Origin of the sequence: Stenotrophomonas sp. TWI700, assembly GCF_039673645.1 — a bacterium.
Classification (GTDB): Bacteria; Pseudomonadota; Gammaproteobacteria; order Xanthomonadales; family Xanthomonadaceae; genus Stenotrophomonas; species Stenotrophomonas maltophilia_AA.
In genome coordinates, this window is the sequence record NZ_JBDJMB010000008.1 from 116,121 (window position 1) to 138,870 (window position 22,750).

A 22,750-nucleotide genomic window follows, 5' to 3' on the forward strand; every position below is an offset into this window, starting at 1 on the left:
GTACGCGCAGCATCAGTTCTCGAGCAGCTGGCGCAGGTCGCGCGGGATGCGTACTTCCGGGTATTGCTGCAGATAGCGCTCCAGGCTGGCGCGCGCGGTGTCCACATCACCGGCGTCGCGGCGTTCGCGGATGCGCTTGAGCCACTGCTTGCGGGGCAGGCCGGCATCGGCGGCAACGGCCTGGTGCAGTGCACGCACGGCATCGTCTGCCGAGGCAGGTGCGGCCATCGGCGCGGCGGCGCGACGCATCACGCCGGGAGCACCCGGGGCGGGCTTGGCCGGCGTCGAGCGCTCGATCGTCGAGCCGGTCACCGCGACGGCGTCCAGCGCCGGTTCGCCTGCATCCATGGCATGGGACGCCGCTGCTTCGGGTGCGGGAGCGGACATCATCGGTGCCGGTGCCGGTGCCGGTGGCGGTGCCGGTGCGGGCGGCGCAGGTGCGGCAATGGGTTCGGGGCGCGGCGCAGACACGGCGCGCGCACGCGCGGGCGCAGCGGTCGTACTGGCCGGTGCCGGCGTCTCTACTGCCGCCTTCGCCGCGCGCTGCTGCGGGACGGGCAGTGGTGCAGCGGCCGGGGCCGGCAGCGGCGCGGCGTCCATCGCCGGCGCAGCCTCCGTCACGGCGGCGCTCGATGCGGGTGCGGCGACTGGTTCGGCCAGCGGAGGCGCGGGCGGGTCTTCGGGCTTGAGCTGCCAGGCGATGCCGACGGCGAAGATCACCGAGGCGGCCAGCCCGAACACCGCCGGCAGCCGCGAGCGCGGGCGCCGCGAACGTGCCGGGGCGTCCGGTGGCAGCTTCCAGGTGGCCGCGTCCGCGGCCGGTGCTTCCACCGCGGTACGCGCGGCGGCCAACACGGCCTCGTCGATCGACGGCGCCGGGCAGGTCGTGTTTGGCCGACCCAGCAGCCGGGCCAGCTCGCGTTCTTCGGGCGTCAGCGGATCCGGGCGATTCATCCGCTCAACCCCGCACGCAGTTTGTCCATGGCATAGCGCAGCCGTGACTTGACCGTCTCACGGCCGACACCGGTGATCTCGGCAATCTCTTCCAGACTCAGCTCCTGTTCCAGACGCAGCTGCAGGACTTCGCGCTGTTCCGGCGGCAGCTGCTCCATCGCCAACTGCAGCTGGCGGCGCTGTTCGAAGTCGGACAGCTGGGTTTCCGGGGTCCGTGCATCGGTGATCGCCGCCACGCGCTCGTCGGCGTCGATCGGTGCCGAGGGACGGTGCCTGGCGGCGCGCCAATGGTCGTTGAGGCGGTTGTGGGCGATCCGGAACAGCCAGGTGGTGAAGGCCGCCTCGGGCTGCCAGCCGGCACGGGCCGCGATCACCCGCTGCCAGACATCCTGGAACATCTCATCGGCCAGCGCTCCGTCACGCAGCTGACGCAGCAGAAAACTGTACAGGCGGCTGCGATGGCGGCCATACAGCGCCTCGAACGCACGCAGGTCGCCGCCGGCCCAGGCCAGCATCAGTGCTTCGTCGGTCGGCAGGGCGAGGGCATCCACGCCGCACAGAGTAAGCGCTGCGGGGGTGTTCGCATAGTCGATGGCGTGCCGGGTGGCGGAACGGGCTGGCATGGCGATGACCTGGGGCATGGCAGTAACAACGTCCCGCCGAGCCGGAAGGGGTTGGGGCTCTTCCACTGCCCCCCCGGTTCGCGCGTTATGCTCGCAGGACAGGGGAGGTGCCGGGCAGCCGGCACCCGAGAGATGAGCGACGTGTCCAGCCAGATGGTGACCTCTTCAGTGCAACGGGACGGTGATGCGGTGATCCCTGCCGCAGTCGCCACGGCGTTGTGCGCCCTGTTGCCGGCCGGGGCAGCGGTCGTACTGGCCTGGTCTGATCCGCTGCTGGGCGAGGGCAGCCAAGGCCAGCCGGAGGGCAGCGGCGCGGCGATCCCGGCCGGGCCGCCATGGCAGCAGCGCTGGACCCACGACGGTGCCGGATTGAGCGTGAGCGTGACGCTGGCTGCCGGCCCGCCGCCGGACAGCTGGTGGACGGCCGCACGCCTGCTGGTCCAGAGCACCTTGTCGCTGGCCCGGCAGCGTCGCGAGATCGCCTCGCTGGAGGAATCCAAACGCCTGCAGCAGGCGTTGTACGAGATCGCCGATCTCGCCGGCGCCGATCTGGAAATGGCCGAGATGCTGCGCCACTTCCACCGCGTGCTCAATTCGCTGATGTACGCGCAGAACTGTTTCATCGTCGAGTACGACGACATCCGGCACCGGGTGCGCTTCCTGTACTTCGCCGACCAGAAAGACGACTTCGTCGCCGACCCGGACCGCAGCTACGAAGAACATGAAATGCCGCGCAGCCTGACCTTCGCGCTGCTGCGGCACGGCGAGCCGCTGAGCGGCCCCTCGCGCGAGCTGCTGGCCACCCTCGATGACGAGCACGATCCGCAGCGCGGGCCGGAAAGCCTGGACTGGCTCGGCGTCCCGATGCTGCGCGATGGGCGCGTGTGCGGCGCGATCGTGGTCCAGAGCTACGAACACCGCGCGCGCTATGACGAGGCCGACCGCACCCTGCTGGGCTATGTCGCCCAGCATATTCTCACCGCGATGGACCGGCGCCAGGCGCAGGTGCAGCTGGAACGCCAGGTCGAGCGCCGCACGGTGGAGCTGCAGCGCGCCAACCGAAACCTGCAGGAGGAGGTGGTCGAGCGCCGCCGCGCCGAGAAACTGCAGCTGGCCCTGTTCAACATCGCCGAACTGGCGATGAGCGCCGAGTCGCTGTCGCAGTATTACGGCCAGGTGCATGGCGTCGTCGGTACGTTGCTGGACGCACGCAATTTCTACATCGCGCTGGTCAACGAAAAGGGCGATGGGCTGGAATTCGTGTACTCGGTGGACGAGTACAACCCGTCGCGCGCGCCGCGTCCCTTCAGCGAAGGACTGACCGAGTTCATCGTGCGCAACCGGCAACCGCTGCTGGCGACCCGCGAGCGCATCGACGCGCTGCGCGACAGCGGCGTGGTCCGTGAGTTCGGCGCCCGGTCGAACTGCTGGCTCGGGGTGCCGCTGCTGAGCGATGACGATGTGGTCGGCGTGATCGTGGTGCAGAGCTATTCGCCGGAGGTGGTGTTCACCGTCCACGACCAGCGCCTGCTGACCTTCGTCGCGCAGAACATCGGCAACGGCCTGTCCCGCCAGCGCGACCAGGAGCGGCTGCGCAACGCGCATGCCGACCTGGAAAAGCGCGTGGACGAGCGAACCCGCGAGCTGGCCGACGTCAACGACAAACTGCTCGGCCAGATCGGCGAGCGCCTGCGTGCCGAACAGCGCCTGACCCACCAGGCCATGCACGACGCGCTGACCGGTTTGCCCAATCGGCTGCACCTGCTGGATCGGCTGGAAGATGCGATCGCGCGTGCGCGCGGCAGCGAAGGGCAGGGCTTTGCGGTGCTGTTCCTGGACCTGGACCGGTTCAAGCTGGTCAACGACAGCATCGGCCATGCCGCCGGCGATCAGATGCTGGTGGAGGTGGCCAAACGCATCGTCTCGATGATTTCCGCACAGGACGTGGTCGCCCGGCTCGGGGGTGACGAGTTCGCGATCCTGCTCCAGTGTGGCGATGGCCTGGCCTCGGCGCTGGAGTTCTCGCAGCGCATGCTGGTGGCGCTGGAGGAATCGATGTGGGTGAAGGGGCGCGAGCTGTTCCCGTCCGGCAGCCTGGGCATTGCCATGTGGAATCCGCGCTATCGCAACGGCGAAGAGCTGGTGCGCGATGCGGATGCGGCGATGTACCGGGCGAAGGCGCAGGGCAATGACCGCTGCGCCGTGTTCGATGAGGCGATGCGCGAGCAGGCGCTGCGCAGCCTGGACCTGGAAGCGGACCTGCGCCGGGCCATCATCAACCGCGATTTCGTGCCGTTCTACCAGCCGATCATGCGACTCAGCGATGGTGAGCTGGTCGGCCACGAGGCCCTGCTGCGCTGGCAGCACGAGCGTCGCGGGCTGCTGCTGCCCAGTGCGTTCCTGGACCTGGGCGAGGAGAGCGGCCTGATCGAGCAGGTGGACTGGCTGCTGTACGAGCAGGTGATCACCCAGCTCGCGCGCGGCGGCCGCGGTTATCTGTCGGTGAATGTGTCGCCGCGGCACTTCCGCTCGGCCGACTTCAGCGCCCGCCTGTTCGGACTGATCGAAGCGGCCGGCGCCGATCCGCACCGGTTGCGCCTGGAAATCACCGAAGTGGCGCTGCTCGATGATGGCCCGCGTACGCTGCGTATCCTGCAGACCCTGCGTGACCGCGGCGTGCTGGTGCAGCTGGATGATTTCGGCACCGGATTCTCGGCGCTGTCCTACCTGCACCGGTTCCCGATCTCGACGCTGAAGATCGATCAATCGTTCATTGCCGGCCTGCACGGGCAGGACATGCAGAGCACGCGCGCACTGGTGCAGGGCGTGCTGTCGCTGGCGCGCACGCTGGGCATCGAAACCGTGGGCGAGGGCATCGAGACCCAGGCCCAGCACGACACGCTGCTGCAGCTGGGCTGCGATTACGGCCAGGGCTACCTGCTCGGCCGGCCGGCCCCGATGGCGGCGACCGCGACGGCCTGAACCGTCGCGGCAGCGGGTGGATCAACGCAGCGCGTTGGCCCGCTTCTCATCGATCCACTTGGACGCCTGCGCCGGCTCGTAGGCGCGCATCCAGGCGAGCATTTCATCGATGTCCGAGCCGTACCACAGGTCCGCGCGCTGGGCCGGGTGCAGGAAGCGCTCTTCGACCATGCGATCGATCATGCCGATCAGCGGGGCGTAGAAGCCGTCCACATCCAGGAACGCGCACGGCTTGTTGCCGATCCCCAGCTGGCGCCAGGTCAGCATCTCGAAGATTTCTTCCATGGTGCCGAAGCCGCCGGGCAGGGCCACGAACGCATCGGAGAGGTCGAACATGCGCGACTTGCGCTCGTGCATCGAACCGACGATTTCCAGCTCGGTCAGGCCGCGGTGGGCCACTTCCCAGTCCGCCAGCTGCTGCGGGATCACGCCGGTGACTTCACCGCCGCCTTCCAGCACGGCATTGGCCACGGTGCCCATCAGGCCGACGTTGCCCCCGCCGTAGACCAGGCGCAGGCCGTCCCGGGCGATGCGGTCACCCAGCGCGATGGCGCGCTCGGTATAGACCGGCTTGCTGCCGGGGTTGGAACCACAGTAAACGCAAATCGACTTCATTGGATCTTCCTGTTGTTCGTATCTGTAGCAACCGGAAACGAAAAAGCCCCGCCGATGACCGGTGCGCTGGTCTCGTGACGGGGTGTCGTTCCGCAGGTGCGGTGCCGGATTATCGCGTGTTTCGGGCGCGGGGGCCAATCGGCCAGCGGGGTAGAGCCGACCGTTGGTCGGCTGCCTTTTCTCCTCCCGTCGGTCGGCTACCCACCGTGCGGGCTCACACCCGCACGGCCGCCGAACTCAGGCGGCCTGCGACTGCTCCTTGCGCGGGCCTTCCTTCAGGGCGCGGCCGACCAGGCCGACCAGCAGGTCCAGCTCCTCGCCATCCATCCCGAAGTGCGGGGTGAAGCGCAGCGAGTTCTCGCCCCCATGGATGACGTTGATGCCGTGGTTGCGCAGCCATTCCTCGGTGGAAGCGGTGCCGTAGCACTTGAACTGCGGGGCCAGCTCGCAGGAGAACAGCAGGCCGGTGCCCTGCACCTTGGTGATCAGCCCGCCCAGCTCGGTCTTCAGCTGCTCCAGCTTGCGCACCGCTTCGGCACCGCGCACGCGGATGTTCTCGCGCACCTGCGGCGTCAGCAGCGACAGCGTGGCGCAGGCCACGTCCAGCGCCCGCGGGTTGGAGGTCATCGTGTTGCCATAGATGCCCTTGCGGTACAGCTGCGCGGCATGCCCGGTCACGGCCAGCACCGAGAGCGGGAACTGGGCGGCGTTGAGCGCCTTGGAATACGTCTCCATGTCCGGCACGTCCAGGCCTTCGAAGCCCGGGTAATCCACGATCGAGAGCACGCCGTGCGCGCGCAGGCCGGCCTGGATCGAGTCCAGCAGCAGGAGGCTGCCGTGCTGGCGGGTCAGCTCGCGGGCCAGCGCATAGAACGATGGCGGCACCGAACGGCCCGGATCGCCTTCGCCCATCACCGGCTCCAGGAACACGGCCTCGATGAACCAGCGGTTCTGCTCGGCCTCGGCGAACACGCGCTTGAGCGCGTCTTCGTCATACGGCGCGATCGCGATGACCGTGTCCTCGCCCCGGTAGCTGGCCAGGTGCTGCATGTAGGTCTTGCGGCTGGAGTCGGAATACAGGCCCGGACGGTCGGTGCGGCCGTGGAAACTGCCCTTGACCACCACGCGCTTGATCTTCGCACCGGCGTGGCGGGCGCCCGGGTCGGTCTGCAGCTTGGCGTTGACGTCGGCGATGCGGGCGGCCAGGCCGACCGCTTCGGAGCCGGAATTCAGGCACATGAAGTGGCTGTACGGGCAGCCGCCGCGCCGGTGACCAATCTCCTTGCGCAGCGCCTGGATGAAGCGCTGCTGGGACAGGCTGGGGGTCATCACATTGGCCATCACCTGCGGGGCGGCCATCGCCTCCATCACCGCCTCGGGGGTGTGGCCGAAGCCGAGCATGCCGTAGCCGCCGGCGTCGTACAGCACCGCACCCTTCAGGGTGACGACCCACGCGCCACGGGCGGCGAGGGCGACATACGGGGTGACCGCATCATCGGCATAGAAATTGACGAACCCCTCCTGCATCGCATCGATCTGGGCGCGCTCGTCCAGGGCCAGCAGGTCGCCCAGATCGGCGCGCACACGCTCGAATTCAGCGGCGGCGGCATCGATGGCGGCGACCAGGGCGGGGTGGCCGGCGGCCAGGCGTTCGAGGGTGGCGTCATCCAGGCCGGTGGTGAGGCGGGTGCCGGGCTGGGCGCGAAGCGGGGCGAGACGTTCGATGAAGCTCATTGCAGATCTCCTGAAACGATGGCGGCACGGCGGAAAAGCAAAACGCGCGTCTATTCGCGCGCGCTTCGGGCATTCCTGCTCGTGCATCAGACTTCCGGCTCGATGCTAGCACGCGGTTTTTCGCGCGATAACCCCGTCAAAAACTGTTGCAGAGCAGCATTTTGCGCGACGTTCGCTCAAAGCTGCATTGCCACCGAGGGCCAGTCGTACAATGGCCGACATTGCCTACACGTTGCCGTGCGCTCCCTTGAAGAAGTCCGATTTCAACTACGACCTGCCGCCCGAACTGATCGCCCAGGCCCCGCTCGCGGAGCGCTCGGCCAGCCGCCTGATGGTGGTCCCGCCGGCCCCGGCCCCCTTCGAGCACCGACAGGTGCGCGACCTGCCGCAGCTGCTGCGTGCGGGCGATCTGCTGGTGTTCAACGATACCCGCGTGATCCCGGCCCGCCTGTTCGGCCAGAAGGCCAGCGGCGGCCGCGTCGAGATCCTGATCGAGCGCCTGCTCGGCGGGCAGCAGGCGCGCGCCCAGGTCGGCGCCAGCAAGTCGCCCAAGCCGGGCAGCCGCATCGCCCTGGATGCGGGTGGCGAGGCCGAGGTGCTGGGCCGCGATGGCGAGTTCTATGTGCTGCAGTTCCATGTGCCCGAAGCGCTGGAGCAGTGGCTGCTGCACGCCGGCCGGCTGCCGTTGCCGCCCTACATCCAGCGCGAGCCGGGGGTGGACGACCGCGAGCGCTACCAGACGGTGTTCGCCCGCGAGATCGGCGCGGTGGCCGCCCCGACCGCCGGGCTGCACTTCGATGAGGCCCTGCTGGCCACCTTGAAGGACACCGGCGTCGACTTCGGCCATGTGACCCTGCACGTGGGCGCGGGCACGTTCCAGCCGGTCCGCGTGGACGACCTGAAGGAACACGTGATGCACCGCGAATGGCTGAACGTCGGCGCCGAGCTGGTCCAGCAGGTGCGCCGCACGCGCGCTGCCGGCGGCCGGGTGATCGGGGTCGGCACCACCGTGGTGCGGGCGTTGGAAAGCGCCATGCGCGAGGGCGAGCTGCTGCCGTACGCCGGGGAAACCCAGATTTTCATCACCCCGGGCTACCGCATCCGCAGCGTGGACGCGATGGTGACCAACTTCCATCTGCCGGAAAGCACGCTGCTGATGATGATCTCGGCGTTTGCCGGCCAGGCCCGGGTGTTCGAGGCCTACCGGGCTGCGATCGCGGAGAAGTACCGGTTCTTCAGCTATGGCGATGCGATGCTGCTGTTCCCGCAGGGGGAATGAGGCTGGCGGGGCAGGCGCCGCCGTTTTCGGCGACAATGGCAGACTATTTGCCCGAATGACCGCTCCATGTCCCGACTCCAGTTCCAGCTCCAGACCACCGACGGTCGCGCCCGCCGCGGCCGCCTGACCTTCCCGCGCGGGACCGTGGAAACCCCGGCCTTCATGCCGGTGGGCACCTATGGCTCGGTGAAGGGCATCCTGCCGGAGCAGATCCGCGCGCTGGGTGCGGAGATCATCCTCGGCAACACCTTCCATCTGTACCTGCGCCCGGGCCTGGACGTGATCGCCGACCACGGCGGCCTGCACGGCTTCGCGCGCTGGAACGGCCCGATCCTGACCGACTCCGGCGGCTTCCAGGTGTTCTCGCTGGCGCACCGCCGCAAGATCACCGAGCAGGGCGTGACCTTCTCCTCGCCGACCGACGGCGCCCGCGTGTTCCTGGGCCCGGAAGAGAGCATGCGCATCCAGAAGGTGCTCGACTCGGACGTGGTGATGATCTTCGACGAGTGCACCCCGTACCCGGCCACCGAGCCGGTCGCGCGCACCTCGATGGAGCTGAGCCTGCGCTGGGCCCAGCGCAGCCGCAACGCGCACGATGAGCTGGGCAACGACGCGGCGCTGTTCGGCATCGTCCAGGGCGGTGTCCATCACGATCTGCGCAGCCGCTCGGCCGAGGGCCTGCAGCAGATCGGCTTCGACGGCTATGCCATCGGCGGGCTGGCCGTGGGCGAGCCCGAGCACGAGCGCAACGCCATGCTCGACCACATGCATCCGATTCTGCCGGCCGACCGCCCGCGGTATCTGATGGGGGTGGGCCGCCCGGAAGATCTGGTCGAAGGCGTCGCCCGCGGGGTGGACATGTTCGACTGCGTGATGCCGACCCGCAACGCCCGCAACGGCCACTATTTCACCTCGTTCGGTACGGTGCGCATCCGCAACGCCCGCTACGAGCGCGACATGGACACCATCGAGCCCGGCTGCGGCTGCCATGCCTGCACCAGCGGTTACACGCGCTCGTACCTGCGCCACCTGGACCGCTGCAACGAGATGCTGGCGCCCATGCTGGGCACCATCCACAACCTCTATTACTACGAGAAGTTGATGGCCGACATGCGCGAGGCGATCGCGGCGGGAACCTTTACCGCCTTCCGCGAGTCTTTCTACGCGGCCCGTGGTGCGGTCACGCCCGCGCTGTAAAGTGACCCCGGCCGGCCGCTCCGGCGCGCCGACCCTGCCAAACGGCCCAAGGACGAACTCCCGGGGCCATGGCATACTTCGAGGCTGACCCCCGTTTCGCGGCGACTCCCTGACCCTCAAAGGGGCAGGGCGCCTCCCAACCCAAGGACACACTATGAACCTGCTCGCCTTCCTGATTCCCACCGCCAACGCACAGGCCGCCGGTGGCCAGCCGCAGGGCATGGGTCTGACCACCCTGCTGTTCCCGATCATCCTGATCGCGATCATGTACTTCCTGATGATCCGGCCGCAGATGAAGCGCCAGAAGGAACACAAGGCCATGCTGGAGAAGGTCAAGCGCGGTGACGAAGTGCTGACCAACGGCGGCATCGCCGGCGTGGTCACCGACATCGGCGACAACTTCATCACCATCGAAGTGGCCGAGAACGTGCGCATCCGCGTGCAGAAGGGCGCCGTGGGCAATGTGCTGCCGACCGGCACGCTGAAGTCGGCCAACTGATCCACTCCCTTTCCGTTCAACCGCGGTGCCGGGACGGGCACCGCGCGGGACCCAAGCAATGCTCGAATTTCCACGCTGGAAGTATTTCCTCATCCTGATCGTGCTGGCGGTCAGTGCGTTGTATGCACTGCCCAACATCTACCAGAAGGACCCTGCCGTGCAGATCACCGCCAACCGTGGCGGGCAGATCGACGACGCCCTGCGCGACCGCGTGCTGGGTGACCTCAAGCAGGCCGGCGTGGAGCCGCTGTCGGTGGCCAAGGAAGGCGACAGCCTGATCGTGCGCCTGCCGACGCTGCAGGCGCAGACCGCCGCCAACGACGCCCTGCGCGACGAGATGGGCGAGGACTACGTGGTCGCCCTGAACCTGGCCTCCACCGTGCCGGACTGGCTGAGCGACCTCGGCGCCAAGCCGATGGTGCTGGGCCTGGATCTGCAGGGCGGCGTGCACTTCGTGCTTCAGGTCGATCAGAAGGCGGCCCTGGACAAGCGTCTGGATGCCTACGCCGAAGACGTGCGGACCAGCCTGCGTGATGCCCGCATCGCCTACCAGTCGGTCGAGCGTCGTGGTGACAACACCATCGTGGCCACCATCAGCCCGTCCGCCGGTGCCGATGCGGCGGCGCGTGCCCGCGAAGTGATGGTCAAGGCGCAGCCGACGCTGGGCTACGAAGTGGCGGGCAACCGCATCACCGTGAGCATGCCCGAGGCCGAACTGACCGCGATCGCCAATGGCGCCATCGAGCAGAACGTCAATACCCTGCGCAACCGTGTCAACCAGCTCGGCGTGGCCGAGCCGATCATCCAGCGCCAGGGTGCCGACCGCGTGGTCGTGCAGCTGCCGGGCGTGCAGGACACCGCCGAAGCCAAGCGCATGATCGGCGCCACCGCGACGCTGGAATACCGCGCCGTGGTCGAGGGCAATGCCCAGGATGCGATCACCAGCGGCCGCATTCCGCCGGAGGCCAAGGTCTACCAGCAGCGCGACAACCGCGGCCCGATCCTGCTCAACAAGCGCGTGATCGTCACCGGTGACCAGATGGTCGCCGCGCAGGCCACCACCGACCAGAACGGTTCGGCGGCGGTCAGCGTGACGCTGAACAATGTCGGCGGCCAGCGCATGTTCGACTTCACCAGCGCCAACGTGAACAAGCCGATGGCGGTGGTCTACACCGAACGCATCCCGACCGTGAACGTGGTTGACGGCAAGGAAGTGCGCAGCTTCCGCGTCAAGGAGGAGGTGATCTCGGTCGCCAACATCAACGGCGTGTTCGGCAAGAACTTCCAGACCACCGGCCTGGACAAGCTTGAAGCGGACAACCTGGCCAAGCTGCTGAAATCCGGCTCGCTGGCCGCGCCGATGGACTTCGTCGAAGAGCGCATCGTCGGCCCGAGCCTGGGTGCGGAGAACGTCGAGCGCGGCGTGACCGCGGTCGGCTTCGCGTTCCTGTTCACCCTGATCTTCTTCACGGTGTACTACCGCATGTTCGGCGTGATCACCTCGGTGGCCATGCTGTTCAACCTGCTGATCGTGGTGGCGGTGATGTCGTTGTTCGGTGCGACGATGACGCTGCCGGGCTTTGCTGGTCTGGCGCTGTCGATCGGCCTGTCGGTCGACGCCAACGTGCTGATCAACGAACGTATCCGTGAAGAGCTGCGGGCCGGCATGCCGCCCAAGTCGGCCATCGTCGCCGGTTACGAGAAGGCTTCCGGAACCATCCTGGACGCCAACCTTACTGGCATGCTGGCGGGTGTGGCGTTGTATGCGTTCGGTACCGGCCCGCTGAAGGGCTTCGCCGTGACCATGATCGTCGGCATCCTGGCCTCCATGTTCACTGCAATCACCGTCTCGCGTGCCCTTGCCGTGCTGCTTTACAGCCGCCGCAAGAAGCTCAAGACCCTGGCCATCTGACGGGAAGCGAATAGAAACCATGAAACTTTTCCCGTTGCATCTGATCCCGAACGACACCAAGTTCGACTTCATGCGCACCCGCTGGGTGGCCGTGTCGCTGGCGGCGCTGGTGTTCATTGCCGCCATCGGCTGCATTGCCTTCAAGGGCTTCAACTACGCGCTGGACTTCACCGGCGGCACCGTGGTCGAAGTGCGCTTCGACAAGCCCGCTGACGTCGATGCCGTCCGCGAGCATCTGGAAGGTGCCGGCTATGCCGGTGCCCAGGTGCAGAGCTTCGGCAGCGGCAGCAACCTGCTGATCCGTCTGCAGCCGCAGGAGATGGCCGCTGGCGAGAATGCCGGTGAAGCCAACAGCCGCACCGCCCAGGCCGTGCAGAAGGCGATCTCGGTGGAGGGCAACCAGGCCGCCATCGTGGGTGCCGAGTTCGTGGGCCCGCAGGTCGGCAAGGAGCTGGCCCTGAACGGCCTGTACGCGGCGCTGTTCGTGCTGATCGGTTTCCTGATCTACATCGGTTTCCGCTTCGAGTGGAAGTTCGCGACGGTGGCGATCATCACCACGCTGTTCGACGTGCTGGTGGTGGCCGGTTACTTCTCCCTGAGTGGCCGCGAGTTCGATCTAACCGTGCTGGCCGGCCTGCTGTCGGTGATGGGCTTCTCGATCAACGACACCATCGTGGTGTTCGACCGTGTGCGTGAAAACTTCCGCAGCCTGCGTGTCGAGCCGCTGGAAGTGATGAACCGGTCGATCAACCAGACGCTGTCGCGCACGATCATCACCTCGCTGGTGTTCTTCCTGTCGGTGCTGGCGCTGTACCTGTACGGCGGTGGTTCGCTGGAAGGGCTGGCGCTGAGCCAGATGATTGGTGCGGTGATCGGTACGCTGTCGTCGATCTTCATTGCCTGCCCGCTGCTGACGATGGGCGCGCTGGCGGTGAGCAAGCAGGATCTGCTGCCGAAGGCCAAGGACATGGAAGCGCTGGAGCGTCGTCCGTAAGGTTTCTGGTGGCCTGCAACATCCGGAAGGCCGCGCATTGCGCGGCCTTTCTTTTGGGTGTGCGTCGAGTCGGCTGGATCGGGAGCCTTACAAGAGCCAGAGCCAGAGCGGCGCCTCGGGTTCTCATGGTTGGAGGGCGACGGATAGCGCTGTGCTGGACCCGCCGTAAACCCATCCTTGGGGGCTCGTGAGCGCCATCCTTGGCGCTCCAACGGTCCTGCACATCGCTATCCGTCGCCCTCCAGAGAGGGTGCGGGAGGGCGGTTGGTGGAGCGAAGCCAAGGCAGGATCGGGCAGAGCGTGCGCGGTGTCCGGCATGATGCCAGCGTCAGGTCCAATTGGCGCAGACAACCATTGCCGCTAGCAACTGTTGTGTACGAGGAAGCAATCGGGCGGATCTTTCCAGGACATGTGTGGCTGCTTCGCAGCGGATCGGAGCGCACGCTGCCGCTATGCGAAGCAGGGTCTCATTGAGGCCCTACTTTTCGGTGCAAAAACAGGCTGTACGTCTCTGTCGTGCCGAAGATCGCAAACTCCGTCATTTGGCAGATCAATGACATATGCGCTCTAGCGGGTGTTCTGCGAACGTAATCGATATGTGCAATGCCACAGAGGCCGAGTGCTGGGAAGAAGCCATAACATTCGCCGATCTGCAGCGTCCCCAATGCCTTGGTAGCTCTCTCAAACAGCGGGTTTCCGTCCAGATCCCGAAAGTCCAGAGATTCGTCGCTCAGGACCAGGGGAATGTGAACAGCCGTGTCAATCGGCGTACCTGGTGGAGGTGGGGATGTCAGATCTTCTACCTCGACATGACCGGTTAGTAGGTCGACCGACCCCAGACCTAGTGATTCGTGAAAGAAGTAGATACATCCGAACGCGGTATAAGCGAATGCGTGTGTGTTTGAGCTTGAGAACGTTTCATCTCCGTCGAACGTCTGGTCAAGGACGGGGCCAAGATCATCAGGGAGACAGAGTTGGATGCGCCCGCCACGCATGACGCATCGGCCAAAGCGCCGATAGAGCTCAATCAACTGTTGGGGAAGCACGCGTTCTGCTTGATCCAGCTCGTCGGGTCTCAACGCAACGGTGAGCTCCGGGCTCCCGTATCTTTTGATGAAGTAATCAGCGAATTCGCTCATAGGCCCAGTTTGTGCTGTCGGTGTTTGTCCGGTCTGGCACTCGCGCTTCCGCAAATTTACTGCGGTCGGAAGGTGCAGGTCCGAAACCTAACTCAAGGCACTAGCCCCTGTCCGGGGGACTTTCAATATGGGTGCAAGATGCGTCAAGAACTGGCGGGATCAGCTTTTTCAGTGGGCGGCTCCGCAGGAACTGACAAAACTCTCAAGACTGCTAGGTGTCGAATCCTGCGTGGTTCGCCGCGCGTTAGATTTTCGGCGCTGCCAGGCGGGCGATAACGATCCGACGGCGGCGGCCCGGTCAGAGGCCATATCACGCGGGGTATCAAGAGTAGAGCCACGGCATGCGTGGCTGCTCTCCCATCCGTAGCGGCCCTGTGTCGGGCAGGGGCCGGTGAGGGCAGGGCGGGACCGTCACCCGCATGGATGCGGGTGTCGAGCCTCCAAGGACGGATTCACGGCGCGTCCCGAGCTGCCCTCACCGGTCCCAGGCCACAAGGAACATACACCCCCGTCGGTTGTACTCCGCAGCGCTGCGCACTACGATCCCTTGCGTTCCGCGCAGCCGCCCAGGTGGCGCGCGACCTCCCTTTTCATCGCGCCGGTCCGCCCTGCGCCAGTCCCCCTCGAGGTTTACATGGTCATCAAACCGCGTGTGCGCGGCTTCATCTGCGTCACCACCCATCCCGTCGGCTGCGATGCGGCCGTCAAGCAGCAGATCGATTACATCCAGTCCAAGCCGAAGATCGCCAACGGCCCGAAGAAGGTGCTGGTGCTTGGCGCCTCCACCGGCTACGGACTCGCTGCGCGCATCACCGCCGCCTTCGGCAGCGATGCGGCGACGCTGGGGGTGTTCTTCGAGCGCCCAGGCACCGAGAGCAAGCCGGGCACGGCTGGCTGGTACAACACCGCCGCGTTCCACAAGTACGCCGAGCAGGCCGGCCTGTACGCCAAGAGCGTCAATGGCGATGCCTTCTCCGACGAGGTCAAGGCCAAGGTCATCGAGCTGATCAAGCAGGATCTCGGCCAGGTCGACCAGGTGGTGTACAGCCTGGCTGCGCCGCGCCGCAAGCACCCCAAGACCGGTGAAGTGATCAGCTCCACGCTCAAGCCGATCGGTGCGCCGATCACGCTGCGTGGCCTGGACACCGACAAGGAAGTGATCACCGAGACCACGATCGAGCCGGCGACGCCGGAAGAGATCGCCGGCACCGTTGCCGTCATGGGCGGCGAAGACTGGCAGATGTGGATCGATGCGCTGCTGGAGGCCGGTGTGCTGGCCGAAGGCGCGACCACCACGGCGTTCACCTACGTCGGTGAGGAAATCACCCAGGCGATCTACTGGAACGGCTCCATCGGCGCGGCCAAGAAGGATCTGGACGAGAAGGTCGTCGGCCTGCGCCAGAAGCTGGCCCCGATCGGTGGCGATGCGCGCGTGTCCGTGCTCAAGGCAGTGGTCACCCAGGCCAGCTCGGCGATCCCGACCATGCCGCTGTACCTGTCGCTGCTGTTCAAGGTGATGAAGGCCAAGGGCACGCACGAAGGCTGCATCGAGCAGCTTGATACGCTGTACGACATACTCTACGGCGGCAAGGACGCGGGTACCGCCACCGAGCGCCTGCGCCATGACCTGGTCACCGACGGCGGCCGCAAGGTCGCGCTGATCGATGACGCCGGCCGCCTGCGCGCGGACTACAAGGAAATGGCGCCGGAAGTGCAGGGTGAGGTGGTCGCGCTGTGGCCGCAGGTCACCAACGAAAACCTGTACGAGATCAGCGATCTGGCCGGCTACAAGGCCGACTTCCTGCGCCTGTTCGGGTTCGGCGTGGAGGGCGTGGATTACGACGCCGACGTCGCGACCGATGTGAAGATTCCGAACCTGGTCGAGATGGCCTGATCGGAAGGATCGATGCCGACCCACGGTCGGCATCTACCGCCCCGCGCCGCATGATCGGTGGGTCACGACCGTTGGTCGTGACGCTCCCCCTCAACTGAAATCGAAATTCATCGCCGGGCCGGCGGGGCCGACGAACTCGCCCTGCACGTAATCCACGCCGGCACTGAACAACAGGCTCATCGAGTTGGCATCGGCGACGAACTCGGCGATGGTCTGGATATTGGCCGCCTGCGCACGGGCGGTGATCTCGCTGATCTTCTCGCTGTGTTCGCGGGTGCTGGCGAAATCGCAGGTGAAATCGCGGTCCAGCTTGAGGAACTGCGGCTGGAAATGCGCCAGCAGCTGGAACGAATCCAGCCCCGAACCGAACTGCTCCAGGCCGATCCGGCAGCCCAGCGGCGCGACCGCCGACAGGAACTGCTGCGCGTTGCGCAGATGGGTGAACACCTTGGCCTCCGGCGCGTGCAGCCACAGCTGTTCGCCCGGCACCCCCTGGGCCTGCAGCTCGCGGCGCAGGGTGGCGATCATCTGCGGATCGTTGAACGATTCCGGCGTGATCTTGACCATCATGTGGGTGACATGACCCTCGCGCCTGCGCGCGGCGAGCATGCCGATCGCGTGCGTGACCACCCAGCGGTTGATGTCGGCCAGCAGGCCGTGATCCTCGGCGATGCCCAGGAATGCGGTCGGGCTGAGCAGCTCGCCGTTGTGCTCCAGGCGCAGGTACGCCTCGTACAGCTCCAGCGCCTCGCCCTGCAGGTTGAGCACGGGCTGGTAATGCAGCTGGAAGCCATCGCCTTCCAGCGCCTGGCGGATGCGTGCCACCCAGTGCTGGATGCGCTCTTCCTCCACGCGGTCCACTGCGGCCGGGTCGAATACCCGCGTGGTGTTGCCCAGCTCCAGTGCGGCCTGCGTGCACTCCGTGGCGCGGGCCAGCACCTGGCCGATGCTCGCGATCTTCTCGCCGACCTGCACGCCGCCCACGCTGACCGTGACCGTGGCCGAGCGCTCGCCGATGCTGAACACCTGCCCGGCGAAGGCGTCACGGATCTGGTCGGCCAACGCGACAGTCTGCGCATACGCGCCCTCGGTCAGCACCGCGAAGCTGTGTTCGCCGAAGCGGGCCACCTGGGCGGTGTCGCCAACCGATTGGGCCAGCACGCGGGCGAGGGCGCCGATCAGCGCATCGGCCGAGTCCAGGCCGATCTCCGGCAGCAGGCGCGCGTAATGGTCCGGCTCGATCAGCAGCAGACCGAAACGGCCTTCGCTGCGGCCGGCCTGGGCGACCGCGTTCTCGACGTGCAGCATGAAGGTCGGGCGGTTGAGCAGGCCGGTGACCTGGTCGCGCTGGCGCAGGTCTTCGACCTCGCGCGCCAGCTCCGGGTCGAATTCCATGCGCCGGCGGAACACCACCTGCAGGCAGGATTCACCCTCGTAGCTGGCCTGGGTGAACTCCATCGTCGCTGGGAACACCGCGCCGTCCTGGTTGCGCGCATCCACCTGGTACTGCGGGGGCGGGGCATCGCCTTTGCTCATCGACTTGAGCAGCTGCTTGAAGCCGTCCACGTGCTGCGGGGCGACCATGTCCAGCAGCGAGATGCCTTCCACGTCGTCGAAGGCCTCGTAGCCGAACATCTCCAGGTAGGCCTCGTTGGCCCGGATGTGCATGCCTTCATGGACGTAGGCGATCGGGTCGCGCGAGGAGGAGATCAGCGCGTCGCAGCGGCGCTCGGTCTCGCGCATCTGCGCCTCAATCCGGCGCAGCCCGCGGCGCGCATGCAGATCGGTCCATTCCGTGCGGACCACCGCCAGCAGGTGCTCGGGGCGGTGGCGCAGGGCAATGGCGCGGATGCCGTTGGCGCCGGCCTCGACCCACTCGTTTTCGTTGATCGATTCGGCCAGCAGGATCATCGGGATGTCCTTGCCACTGGCGGCGATCTGCTGGGTCACCTGCAGCAGCGGGATGCTCTGCGCGGCGGTGACCAGCACCAGGTCGATCGGCTGGGTGCCCAGCACCTGGGCCAGTTCCTCGCTGTGCTGCGGGCGCGTCGGGCGCACCGCGATGCCGCTGTTGCGCAGCGTGCTGACGATGGTCTCGGCGTTCTCGCCGCTGTCGTCCACGATCAGCAGGCGGACCGTCATGTCATTCGCGTTCTGCATTCACTACTCCCCGGACTGCAAACTTGATACACGATGCGTGTGACTACGTCCATGCGGCAAACGGCAGCCGATCACGGAACGTTCGTTCCGGCTCAGGCCACGCTGCCCGCGGCATGGCCACAGGCCCAGGCCCACTGGAAGTTGTAGCCCCCCAGCCAGCCGGTCACGTCCAGCACTTCCCCAATAAAGTGCAGGCCGGGAACCAATTGGGATTCAAATGTACTGGAGGACACCTTGCGGGTGTCGACCCCGCCCAGCGTCACCTCGGCGGTACGGTATCCCTCGGTGCCACTGGCCACCAGCGGGAAATTCTGCAGCAGATCGGCCGCCTGGCGCAGCTGCGGTTCGTCGATCTGGCGCACCAGCCGGTCCGGCAGCCAGTGCTCGCACAGGCGCAGCGCCAGCCGGCGCGGCAGCACCTCGGACAGCACCGTGCGCAGCTCGGCGGCACCGCGCTCGGCCTTCATCCGGCGCAGCCACTCCAGCGCGTCCTGGCCGGGCAGCAGGTCCAGCCGCAGCTCGTCGCCGGGCTGCCAGTACGAGGAAATCTGCAGGATCGCCGGGCCGCTGATGCCGCGGTGGGTGATCAGCATGGAATTGCGGAACTCGACGTCGTTGCAGCGCGCCGTGATCGGCAGCGCCACCCCGCTGAGGTCATTGAAGCGCTCCTGGTGCTTGCCGCTCAGGGTCAGCGGCACCAGCCCGGCGCGGGTCGGCAGGACCTCATGGCCGAACTGGCGGGCCAGCTCATAGCCGAAGCCGGTCGCACCCATGCTCGGGATCGACAGGCCGCCCGTGGCCACCACCAGCGAGGCGGCATGGAAATGCCCCTGCGCGGTGTGCACGTGGAAGCCGTCCGTGCCGCGCTCCACCTTCTGCACCCCGCAGTCGGTGCGGATCTGCACGCCGGCGGCCTGGCATTCGTCCACCAGCATCTTCACGATCTGCTTGGAGGAGATGTCGCAGAACAGCTGGCCCAGCTCTTTTTCGTGATACGCGATGCCGTGCCGCTCCACCATCTCGATGAAGTGCCAGGGCGTGTAACGGGCCAGCGCGGATTTGCAGAAGTGCGGGTTGGCCGACAGGAAATTGGCCGCCGTGGTGCCGGTATTGGTGAAGTTGCAGCGCCCGCCGCCGGACATCAGGATCTTCTTGCCGACCTTGTTGGCGTGGTCGATCACCTGCACGATGCGTCCGCGCCGGCCCGCCGTGAGCGCACACATCAGCCCGGCCGCACCGGCCCCGATGACCAGCACGTCGCAGCGGATCACACTCACGCCTGCGGCTTCTGCTTGCGCCAGGTCGGGATGACGCTGAGCTGCGCCTTGTCGGACGTCAACTGCACTTCGCCGTCCTGGATCTGCACGTCCCACTGCATCGTGCGTTCGATCTGCGCGCCCCATTCGGTGACGAACTCGCCCGGCAGGTCCATCACTTCCAGCGCGGACAGCTTCTTCAGCGCGGAGGCGTTGCGGTCCCACCAGATATCGGCGGCGCGGCCACCGTAGGTGACCAGCTGCACCGCACGCGCGCGGCCGGCGGCCTTGCGCAGGCGCGACTCGTCGGGCTGGCCCAGTTCGATCCACAGTTCGACGTCGCCGGTGTAATCGCGGCGCCACAGGTCCGGCTCGTCGTCCACGCTCAGGCCGCGGCCGAATTCCAGCCGGTCATCGGCGTTCAGCGCGAAGGTGAGCAGGCGCACCATCAGGCGGTCATCGGTCTCGGACGGGTGCTGGGCCAGCGTCAGCGTGTGGCTGGCGTAATAGCCGCGGTCCATGTCGCTGATCTGCAGTTCGGCCTTGCGGATGGTGGCGGTGAGGGCCATGGGGATACCTGAAACAAAGAGCGCCATGATAATGGTTCGCCATGAGCCCGTCCGATCCGATCCTCGCTGCCCCCGCGCCCAGCCGCCTGCAGTTGCCGCCCGGCGACTGGCCCAGCCTGCTCGACGGGCTGTGCGCGCGCTTCCCTCGCATCGACCGCGCGCAGTGGGTGGACCGCTTCGCCCGTGGGCGGGTGCAGGATGTGCAGGGCAGGGCGCTGCGGCCGGCTGCTGCCTGGCAGGTCGGGCTGGAGATCGTGTATTTCCGTGAAGTGGCCGATGAGCCGGTGATTCCGTTCGTGGAGACCATCGTCCACCAGGACGCGCACCTGCTGGTGGCCGACAAGCCGCACTTCCTGCCGGTCACCCCGGCCGGGGGCTACGTGCGCGAGACGCTGCTGGCCCGGCTGGTGGCGCGCACCGGCAACCGCGACCTGGTGCCGCTGCACCGCCTGGACCGGCTGACCGCCGGGCTGGTGCTGTTCTCGACCCGGCCGGACAGTCGTGATGCCTACCAGCGCCTGTTCCGCGAGCGCCGGATCGACAAGGTGTACGAGGCGCTGGCGCCGGGACTGCCCGAACTTCCGTTCCCGCTGGAGCGGCAGACCCGCTTGGTCCCGGGAGAGCCGTTCTTCCGCATGGCCGAGGTGCCCGGTGAGCCCAATGCGCGGACCCGCATCGAGGTGATCGACGGCGCCGGACCGGTCTGGCGCTACCGGCTGCACCCGGTCACCGGCCGCAAGCACCAGCTGCGCGTGCACATGGCAGGACTGGGCGCGCCGATCCTGGGCGACGATCTGTACCCGGAGCTGCTCGCGGACGCGCCGGCGGACGCGCCGCTGCAGCTGCTGGCCAAGGAATTGGCGTTCGATGATCCGTTGACCGGGGAGCGGCGCACGTTCTCCAGCGGCCTGTCGCTTCACCTGTAGGGCCGGCCGCTGGCCGGCTGCCGGGGGCCATGGTCGGTCCTGTGGTCACCGGGTGCTACGGAGGAGCCGGCCAGCGGCCGGCACTACCAGGACCGGGCCTCAGCCACGTCGGACCCCTTCCACGCCGGAACCTCCGCCTGCTGACGGTTCATCAGGGTGATAACGGTTCATCAGCCTTAACGCTTGGCCAGCCAGCGGTCCAGTTGCGCGGCGAAAGCCTGCTTGTCGCGCGCGTGCAGGGGCGCCGGCCCGCCGGTCTGGATGCCCGATCCGCGCAGTTCCTCCATGAAATTGCGCATCGACAGCCGCTCCGCCATGTTGTCGGGGGTGTACAGCTCGCCGCGTGGGTTCAGCGCAACCGCGTGCTTGTCCAGCACCAGCGCCGCCAGCGGGATGTCCTGCGTGACGACCAGATCGCCGGGCTGGACCCGTTCCACGATCACGCTGTCGGCCACGTCCAGGCCCGGCGGCACCTGGATCGAGCGGATGAAACGGGACGGTGGCGTCCGCAGCCAGTGGTTCGCGACCAGGGTCATCTCGATGCCGGCGCGTTCGGCCGCGCGGAACAGAATCTCCTTGATCACCGCCGGACAGGCGTCGGCGTCCACCCAGATGTGAACTTTAGGGGCAGGGGCGTCGGTCATTTGGCTGATCTTAAGGTAGGAAAAATCTGAATAGGGGGTGGGATTTCGTGTAAGATCGCCCGACCCCTTGTCCTGTCAGGCGAGAAGGGGGGATGGCTGAATAAACCAGCTATCGCTTTTTCGGTAAAACACGAGTATCGTCACCCACACTGTGTTTGCTAGGGTCACCGTGAATCGTGGCCTGGTGCAGTTGATCTCACGATCTGCTCATCGATCCGCTTTACCAACGCCTGCAACTCAGTCTCGGCTCCGATACGCGGCGGCCGCGATTATTTCAACTATTGTTTCAGGAGTTAGTACATGTCTGATCGTCAGCAGGGCACCGTGAAGTGGTTCAACGACGCCAAGGGCTTCGGCTTCATCACCCCGGAAAGCGGCCCCGACCTCTTCGTGCATTTCCGCGCGATCCAGGGCACCGGCTTCAAGTCGCTGCAGGAAGGCCAGAAGGTGACGTTCGTCGCCGTTCAGGGCCAGAAGGGTATGCAGGCTGACCAGGTGCAGGCGGTCTAATCGACCCCCCGCCACCGTAAGGTCGCCTAAAACGCCGGAAGCGAAAGCTTCCGGCGTTTTTTATTGGGCGGCATTCGGCCCTGGTCGACGCAGACTGTGTTGACGACGTCATCCTCCCGGCCGCCCGGTTACGATGCCGCTTTGACCCTGCGGAACCGTCGATGATCAAGGTGCACCATCTGGACCACTCGCGCTCGCTGCGCGTGCTGTGGATGCTCGAAGAGCTGGGCCTGCCGTACCAGGTCGTCAACTATCAGCGCGACCCCAAGACCTGGCTGGCGCCGCAGGCGTTGCGCGATGTGCACTCGCTGGGCAAGTCCCCGGTGCTGCAGGACGACGCGCTGGTCCTCGCCGAATCCGGCGCAATCCTGGAATACCTGGCCGATCGCTACGACAGTGGCCGCCAGTTCTCGCCCGAGCCGATGCCGGCGCAGGCGCCCGAGCGCGTGCGCTACCGCTACTGGATGCACTACGCCGAAGGCTCGGCGATGCCACCGCTGGTGATGACGCTGGTGTTCGCGCGGCTGCGCAAGGCGCCGATGCCGTTCTTCGCCAAGCCGATCGCGCGCTCGATCGCCGACAAGGTGATGAAGGGCTTCGTCGGTCCGCAGGTGAAGCTGCACATGGACTGGATGGAGCGCGAGCTTGCCCAGTCGCCGTGGTTCGCGGGTGAGCGCTTCACTGCCGCCGATATCCAGATGAGTTTCCCGATCCAGGCCGCCGCCGCGCGCGGTGGCGACATGGCCGCCTATCCGCGGCTGCAGGCGTACCTGGCGCGGATCGAGCAGCGCCCGGCGTACCAGCGTGCGGTGGAACGCGGTGGTCCGTTGAACCTCGGCGGCGGTTCGCGCTGAGCTTGCGGG

General features: G+C 66.8%; 19 protein-coding genes. 10 read left to right on the forward strand and 9 right to left on the reverse strand.

The window, feature by feature from the left end; all coding sequences use genetic code 11:
- Positions 1 to 12: 12 nt before the first annotated feature.
- A complete protein-coding gene (locus ABE473_RS08725) occupies positions 13 to 954 on the reverse strand; it encodes a hypothetical protein (RefSeq protein ID WP_346489180.1) in 942 nt (313 codons plus the stop codon).
- Entirely contained in the window at positions 951 to 1,505 is a 555-nt protein-coding gene (locus ABE473_RS08730) for an RNA polymerase sigma factor (RefSeq protein WP_176989905.1), read from the reverse strand. The genes ABE473_RS08725 and ABE473_RS08730 overlap by 4 nt, the downstream gene beginning before the upstream one ends.
- A gap of 204 nt (positions 1,506 to 1,709) precedes the next feature.
- Between ABE473_RS08730 and ABE473_RS08735 the strand changes: the two genes are divergently transcribed.
- A complete protein-coding gene (locus ABE473_RS08735; protein WP_346489181.1) occupies positions 1,710 to 4,559 on the forward strand; it encodes an EAL domain-containing protein in 2,850 nt (949 codons plus the stop codon).
- A gap of 21 nt (positions 4,560 to 4,580) precedes the next feature.
- Here ABE473_RS08735 and ABE473_RS08740 read toward each other — a convergent pair whose 3' ends face one another.
- Positions 4,581 to 5,174 (reverse strand): TIGR00730 family Rossman fold protein, encoded by a 594-nt coding sequence (locus ABE473_RS08740; RefSeq protein WP_123729018.1) that lies wholly within the window; start codon positions 5,172 to 5,174, stop codon positions 4,581 to 4,583.
- A 237-nt stretch (positions 5,175 to 5,411) separates the two neighbouring features.
- A complete protein-coding gene (locus ABE473_RS08745; RefSeq protein ID WP_346489182.1) occupies positions 5,412 to 6,908 on the reverse strand; it encodes an aminotransferase class III-fold pyridoxal phosphate-dependent enzyme in 1,497 nt (498 codons plus the stop codon).
- A 247-nt stretch (positions 6,909 to 7,155) separates the two neighbouring features.
- Between ABE473_RS08745 and queA the strand changes: the two genes are divergently transcribed.
- The 5 genes from queA (at position 7,156) to secF (ending at position 12,789) form a co-directional block, all read left to right on the forward strand.
- Positions 7,156 to 8,187 (forward strand): tRNA preQ1(34) S-adenosylmethionine ribosyltransferase-isomerase QueA, encoded by a 1,032-nt coding sequence (queA, locus tag ABE473_RS08750; RefSeq protein ID WP_346489183.1) that lies wholly within the window; start codon positions 7,156 to 7,158, stop codon positions 8,185 to 8,187.
- Between the two features lie 66 nt (positions 8,188 to 8,253).
- Positions 8,254 to 9,384: a tRNA guanosine(34) transglycosylase Tgt gene (gene tgt / locus ABE473_RS08755; RefSeq protein ID WP_176989755.1), complete on the forward strand. Its 1,131-nt coding sequence runs from the start codon at positions 8,254 to 8,256 to the stop codon at positions 9,382 to 9,384.
- 154 nt (positions 9,385 to 9,538) lie between these two features.
- Positions 9,539 to 9,883, forward strand: a complete 345-nt coding sequence (gene yajC / locus ABE473_RS08760; protein ID WP_019183141.1) for a preprotein translocase subunit YajC — start codon at positions 9,539 to 9,541, stop codon at positions 9,881 to 9,883.
- 58 nt (positions 9,884 to 9,941) lie between these two features.
- Complete coding sequence (gene secD, locus ABE473_RS08765; protein WP_346489184.1) at positions 9,942 to 11,795, forward strand: protein translocase subunit SecD; 1,854 nt, start codon at positions 9,942 to 9,944, stop codon at positions 11,793 to 11,795.
- A 19-nt stretch (positions 11,796 to 11,814) separates the two neighbouring features.
- On the forward strand, positions 11,815 to 12,789 hold the full coding sequence (secF, locus tag ABE473_RS08770) for a protein translocase subunit SecF (protein WP_346489185.1): 975 nt from the start codon (positions 11,815 to 11,817) through the stop codon (positions 12,787 to 12,789).
- 467 nt (positions 12,790 to 13,256) lie between these two features.
- Here secF and ABE473_RS08775 read toward each other — a convergent pair whose 3' ends face one another.
- Positions 13,257 to 13,928, reverse strand: a complete 672-nt coding sequence (locus tag ABE473_RS08775) for a GAD-like domain-containing protein (RefSeq protein WP_346489186.1) — start codon at positions 13,926 to 13,928, stop codon at positions 13,257 to 13,259.
- Positions 13,929 to 14,562: 634 nt separating this feature from the next.
- Between ABE473_RS08775 and fabV the strand changes: the two genes are divergently transcribed.
- Complete coding sequence (fabV, locus tag ABE473_RS08780; RefSeq protein WP_346489187.1) at positions 14,563 to 15,822, forward strand: enoyl-ACP reductase FabV; 1,260 nt, start codon at positions 14,563 to 14,565, stop codon at positions 15,820 to 15,822.
- 90 nt (positions 15,823 to 15,912) lie between these two features.
- Here fabV and ABE473_RS08785 read toward each other — a convergent pair whose 3' ends face one another.
- The 3 genes from ABE473_RS08785 to ABE473_RS08795 form a co-directional block, all read right to left on the reverse strand.
- Positions 15,913 to 17,982, reverse strand: a complete 2,070-nt coding sequence (locus ABE473_RS08785; protein WP_346489188.1) for an EAL domain-containing protein — start codon at positions 17,980 to 17,982, stop codon at positions 15,913 to 15,915.
- Positions 17,983 to 18,074: 92 nt separating this feature from the next.
- Positions 18,075 to 19,259, reverse strand: a complete 1,185-nt coding sequence (locus ABE473_RS08790; RefSeq protein ID WP_346489189.1) for an NAD(P)/FAD-dependent oxidoreductase — start codon at positions 19,257 to 19,259, stop codon at positions 18,075 to 18,077.
- Entirely contained in the window at positions 19,256 to 19,807 is a 552-nt protein-coding gene (locus ABE473_RS08795; RefSeq protein ID WP_346489191.1) for a YaeQ family protein, read from the reverse strand. Before ABE473_RS08795 ends, ABE473_RS08790 begins: the two co-directional genes overlap by 4 nt.
- A gap of 41 nt (positions 19,808 to 19,848) precedes the next feature.
- On the opposite strand from ABE473_RS08795, the gene ABE473_RS08800 reads away from it, so the two are divergent.
- Positions 19,849 to 20,733, forward strand: coding sequence for a pseudouridine synthase (locus ABE473_RS08800; RefSeq protein ID WP_346489192.1), 885 nt, complete (start codon positions 19,849 to 19,851; stop codon positions 20,731 to 20,733).
- Between the two features lie 176 nt (positions 20,734 to 20,909).
- Here the strand turns inward: ABE473_RS08800 and ABE473_RS08805 are convergent, their stop codons facing one another.
- On the reverse strand, positions 20,910 to 21,377 hold the full coding sequence (locus tag ABE473_RS08805) for a YaiI/YqxD family protein (protein WP_346489193.1): 468 nt from the start codon (positions 21,375 to 21,377) through the stop codon (positions 20,910 to 20,912).
- Between the two features lie 300 nt (positions 21,378 to 21,677).
- Between ABE473_RS08805 and ABE473_RS08810 the strand changes: the two genes are divergently transcribed.
- Positions 21,678 to 21,887 (forward strand): cold-shock protein, encoded by a 210-nt coding sequence (locus tag ABE473_RS08810; RefSeq protein WP_017356920.1) that lies wholly within the window; start codon positions 21,678 to 21,680, stop codon positions 21,885 to 21,887.
- 161 nt (positions 21,888 to 22,048) lie between these two features.
- Complete coding sequence (locus ABE473_RS08815; RefSeq protein WP_346489195.1) at positions 22,049 to 22,741, forward strand: glutathione S-transferase; 693 nt, start codon at positions 22,049 to 22,051, stop codon at positions 22,739 to 22,741.
- Positions 22,742 to 22,750: the final 9 nt, after the last annotated feature.

Bases quoted from the DNA above. Each gene is read 5' to 3' on its own strand.
- ABE473_RS08745 (WP_346489182.1), bottom strand. From the start codon at position 6,908: ATGAGCTTCATCGAACGTCTCGCCCCGCTTCGCGCCCAGCCCGGCACC.
- ABE473_RS08800 (WP_346489192.1), top strand. From the start codon at position 19,849: ATGAGCCCGTCCGATCCGATCCTCGCTGCCCCCGCGCCCAGCCGCCTG.
- ABE473_RS08785 (WP_346489188.1), bottom strand. From the start codon at position 17,982: ATGCAGAACGCGAATGACATGACGGTCCGCCTGCTGATCGTGGACGAC.
- yajC (WP_019183141.1), top strand. From the start codon at position 9,539: ATGAACCTGCTCGCCTTCCTGATTCCCACCGCCAACGCACAGGCCGCC.
- ABE473_RS08815 (WP_346489195.1), top strand. From the start codon at position 22,049: ATGATCAAGGTGCACCATCTGGACCACTCGCGCTCGCTGCGCGTGCTG.
- ABE473_RS08805 (WP_346489193.1), bottom strand. From the start codon at position 21,377: ATGACCGACGCCCCTGCCCCTAAAGTTCACATCTGGGTGGACGCCGAC.
- ABE473_RS08735 (WP_346489181.1), top strand. From the start codon at position 1,710: ATGAGCGACGTGTCCAGCCAGATGGTGACCTCTTCAGTGCAACGGGAC.
- ABE473_RS08795 (WP_346489191.1), bottom strand. From the start codon at position 19,807: ATGGCCCTCACCGCCACCATCCGCAAGGCCGAACTGCAGATCAGCGAC.
- secF (WP_346489185.1), top strand. From the start codon at position 11,815: ATGAAACTTTTCCCGTTGCATCTGATCCCGAACGACACCAAGTTCGAC.
- fabV (WP_346489187.1), top strand. From the start codon at position 14,563: ATGGTCATCAAACCGCGTGTGCGCGGCTTCATCTGCGTCACCACCCAT.
- ABE473_RS08725 (WP_346489180.1), bottom strand. From the start codon at position 954: ATGAATCGCCCGGATCCGCTGACGCCCGAAGAACGCGAGCTGGCCCGG.
- ABE473_RS08775 (WP_346489186.1), bottom strand. From the start codon at position 13,928: ATGAGCGAATTCGCTGATTACTTCATCAAAAGATACGGGAGCCCGGAG.
- ABE473_RS08740 (WP_123729018.1), bottom strand. From the start codon at position 5,174: ATGAAGTCGATTTGCGTTTACTGTGGTTCCAACCCCGGCAGCAAGCCG.
- ABE473_RS08810 (WP_017356920.1), top strand. From the start codon at position 21,678: ATGTCTGATCGTCAGCAGGGCACCGTGAAGTGGTTCAACGACGCCAAG.
- secD (WP_346489184.1), top strand. From the start codon at position 9,942: ATGCTCGAATTTCCACGCTGGAAGTATTTCCTCATCCTGATCGTGCTG.
- tgt (WP_176989755.1), top strand. From the start codon at position 8,254: ATGTCCCGACTCCAGTTCCAGCTCCAGACCACCGACGGTCGCGCCCGC.